The sequence below is a fragment of the Nostoc sp. JL33 genome, from assembly GCF_017114985.1.
Taxonomy (GTDB): Bacteria; Cyanobacteriota; Cyanobacteriia; order Cyanobacteriales; family Nostocaceae; genus Nostoc.
Window position 1 is genome coordinate 1 of record NZ_JABXKP010000002.1, and the last position, 3179, is coordinate 3179.

Annotated in this window: 5 protein-coding genes and 1 pseudogene; 2 read left to right on the top strand and 4 right to left on the bottom strand. The window is 42.4% G+C overall.

From position 1 onward, the window contains the following. Positions 1 to 166 precede the first annotated feature (166 nt). Together HWQ23_RS00035 and HWQ23_RS00040 are read left to right on the top strand one after the other, a co-directional pair. Positions 167 to 871 carry an HAD family hydrolase gene (locus HWQ23_RS00035; protein WP_292822744.1) on the top strand — a complete coding sequence of 235 codons (705 nt, stop codon included), beginning with the start codon at positions 167 to 169 and terminating at the stop codon, positions 869 to 871. Between the two features lie 35 nt (positions 872 to 906). Further along, on the top strand, positions 907 to 1113 hold the full coding sequence (locus tag HWQ23_RS00040; RefSeq protein WP_292817525.1) for a hypothetical protein: 207 nt from the start codon (positions 907 to 909) through the stop codon (positions 1111 to 1113). Between the two features lie 208 nt (positions 1114 to 1321). Here HWQ23_RS00040 and HWQ23_RS00045 read toward each other — a convergent pair whose 3' ends face one another. From HWQ23_RS00045 to HWQ23_RS00060, 4 genes and pseudogenes are all read right to left on the bottom strand, one after another. Next, a complete protein-coding gene (locus HWQ23_RS00045; RefSeq protein ID WP_292822745.1) occupies positions 1322 to 1969 on the bottom strand; it encodes a PEP-CTERM sorting domain-containing protein in 648 nt (215 codons plus the stop codon). Beyond that, a complete protein-coding gene (locus HWQ23_RS00050) occupies positions 1969 to 2133 on the bottom strand; it encodes a DUF1348 family protein (protein ID WP_292822746.1) in 165 nt (54 codons plus the stop codon). Before HWQ23_RS00050 ends, HWQ23_RS00045 begins: the two co-directional genes overlap by 1 nt. A 360-nt stretch (positions 2134 to 2493) precedes the next feature. Beyond that, positions 2494 to 2901 carry a hypothetical protein gene (locus HWQ23_RS00055; protein WP_292822747.1) on the bottom strand — a complete coding sequence of 136 codons (408 nt, stop codon included), beginning with the start codon at positions 2899 to 2901 and terminating at the stop codon, positions 2494 to 2496. 15 nt (positions 2902 to 2916) lie between these two features. After that, positions 2917 to 3179, bottom strand: a pseudogene (locus tag HWQ23_RS00060) (hypothetical protein); the annotation flags it as partial.

Sequence of the window (3179 nt, forward strand, 5' to 3'; positions counted from 1 at the left end):
TACCTGATGCTACAGCAGGATGAAGAAGGGAAATTCGTCTCCATACCAGATCAAGCAGCTCCCCGGCCCATACCTTATGATGTCCCTATTCTCACTAGTATCTTTGCGCTACTCGCTCTTAAGTACACTGCTGCCGTTATCACAGAATAATATGCGAAGGAACGATATGAAAGTTGCTGCCTTAGATATTGATGGAACTCTCTATCCTGGTGCTTTAGGGCTTCAGTTACTACAAGCACTAACGGCAAATGGTATTAGTGATAAGTCAAAGAGCGAGGATGTTTTTAAAGTAGTTGAAAAATATCACTTCAATGAAATTGACTTCCAGACGATGGCAACTAGCGCTTATACTCTCTTTGCAGAAGCTATTGCAGGTATCTCACAAGCTGTAATGCAGTGTATTGCGAGGCAAGTATGGCAGCAAGAACGAACCAAACTATTCCCTTTCGTTCCGAAACTCATCGACATTCTCAACAGCCAGGGATATTCCCTTGTATTAATTTCAGGTAGCCCGGATGAAATCGTGTGTTGCCTAGCTGAGGAGTTTGGGATTTCAAAATACCAAGGCTCAATTTTCGCCACTCACCAAGGTAAGTACACTGGAAAAGTAAATCTCTTGTCAGGATCTCTTGGCAAGAAGTATTCTATTTTTCTACAGATGGTTAAGGATTGGAGTGTAAATCTGGAGGAATCCCTCGCCATAGGTGATTCAATAACTGATACGGCGCTCCTTGAGATCGTTGGAAAACCTGTAGTGTTTGAACCTCATCCATCATTAATGTTGATCGCACAAGAGAAAGATTGGCTTGTTACCAACCGGAATAATATTGTCAAACATATCATGGAGTTAGGAAACCCATTTTTGACTTAAACAATAACATCGTCGGTTTTGATCAATCCAACGATGTGATTAATGGTCAAGCAGGGTGGTTTCATACAAACAAAGAAAAACTAAAACTGGGTTTCAAAGCCTCTCCCCGAAACGGAGAGAGGAATGGAAGTGGGGTAAAAAGCCATGCTACAAAACAAGAAATCAAGGCTTATGTATTTTTCTTTTTTCGTATGAAATCACCCTGCGATGTGATTAATGGTCAAGGGGGTAACATCCCGTAAGGGCGATGCCTTGTAATCAGAATTACACCCAGCCTATTGATAATAAACCTCGTCTACGTTGAAAACCGTAGTTTTTCCTCATTTTCTTCAAGATAATTTTTAAATCTTACCCTAGCTCGGATTATGCCACTTTGTTTCCAACCTGATTGCTGATCAGGCAACTTCTCTTGTCAATAGCGTTTGAGACGCGCTAACCCTGTGTTTGCACTCAAGCGCGGTAAGTCCTGTAGATTTTCTTTGGCTTCCTTGAGAAGAATGCAATTTTGTTGCTGCTGAGTGCTATACCCAACATTCCTTCAAAGAGGGTTGCCAAAACAGTTGTCGGTTCAGGAACCGCAGATGCTTTAATCTGATTCGGACTCGAATCGAGTAATTGACTATAGTCTGCTGTAATATTTTGGTAAAGATAAGAGGTCGCTCCCGGAGAGATGAAGATACGACCCGGAGCCTCAACATTGCTGAGAAAAACATCACCTATGCCACTACCTGTGCCAACATCAAAAGCCCCAAGCAAACTGCCTGTAGTCGTGTCAAAGTTAAACTCGAAAAACTGATTGCTTGATACACCATTAACAACTTCGTTTTTAGTTCCAATCAACTCCTGTGATGGATTGAAAAAAGAAACATTGAGTGACTGCAAGGCTTTTGTGGCTCCCGCGCCACTTTCGGAAATTATCGCTGGGGTAGTGGTTTGATCATAGCTAAACTCAAAAGAAGCCGAATAACCAGCATCACCCTTCCAGTTGAATGTTAAATCAGCAGCTTGAGCCAGATTAGTAGAAGCAATGATAGAAGTCGCACAGAGTGCTAAACTAAGCGTTATCCGCGCTGTCCCGATGGTGAAAAAGCAAATCATTAATTAAATAGCCTCGTATTGACAAATGACTGTAAGTGAGTGTGATCGCGTGCCACTGCGGCAACTCGTTCCAAATCACGGGTATTCCAAGCATCTTCTACTGCTTGCACTTTGATGAGAGCAGTCTCTAATGTTTTGGGTGGTAGCGGTGGTTTAGTTTCCATAGGTACTAGTTACAACTGAGTAAACCGGAACTAAATTTCTACTAACACCATATTTGCTTTTTGGTTTTTCTAAAATCTGCCTGAAGATAGATGAGCTGATGCGGTGCAAATTCAACTTCAATTCTTTCGAGATCAAAACAGCAAAAGTTTTCACCGCTAAAGATTGTGATTTTCAACTTACAATCTTTCGCTGGCACTAGCAGTACGAAAATTGTCTACGACGCTTAGAGTGGGCAGTTGTTCTTCAAATCCACAAGCAGTGCTGCTGGTTTTGGTAGTGGTGGTCTATTTGCGACTCTAACAGGTGCGCCAACTCACAGTTCAAAGCAAGGAATATAAAGATTATTTATCAGTTATTAGTTAGTTGAAACCGTAATAATTGATTTCTCTTACACCCCCACCAACCAATCGCACACCACAGACGTACACCCGCGATCCATTGTTAACCCAAACCTGCCACTGCCCCAGATATCCATTCCAGTAAGGTTCACCATCAGTAACACCGATAGCTTTGCCTACCTTGGAGACTAGCTGTCCCTTGTTGCTTGTGTCTTGCAGCTTCTTGAGTTCGGCATCAGAGATGGTTGGAGAATCCGCGATCGCTTTACACTCCGCAGTATACAAATCAACAGATGCCGCCTTAACCGACTCGATTACTGCCCCACTTTCATCGTCATCAGCATCAATTGCATCAATAACGGTGTAACCATCCTCGACCAACCCCGCAAGCACCGATTCCCGATAGCGCCGCATCTCTACGTTAATCACAGAACCACGCTTACCTCATATCTTGCACCTGGAAATAGTAATGTCAATTCCATGACTAAGTGCCAAAGGTCGAAGGCGTTCAATATCGAGTAATAATAAAGACAAGATTAAATGAGGCATAAAAGTAGAAAGTGCAAGAAAAGCAGCTTTACCCCAGTCCAAAGAATCAGGTAAACAAGATGAAAGATATGCCCAATACGCTAATAAATAGGCGGTCATAGACCAATACGGTTCAGTTAAGGCTGAAAATCTTGTAAAGTAAGCATTGTCCCAAGAAT

Bases quoted from the DNA above. Each gene is read 5' to 3' on its own strand.
- HWQ23_RS00035 (WP_292822744.1), top strand. From the start codon at position 167: ATGAAAGTTGCTGCCTTAGATATTGATGGAACTCTCTATCCTGGTGCT.
- HWQ23_RS00045 (WP_292822745.1), bottom strand. From the start codon at position 1,969: ATGATTTGCTTTTTCACCATCGGGACAGCGCGGATAACGCTTAGTTTA.
- HWQ23_RS00050 (WP_292822746.1), bottom strand. From the start codon at position 2,133: ATGGAAACTAAACCACCGCTACCACCCAAAACATTAGAGACTGCTCTC.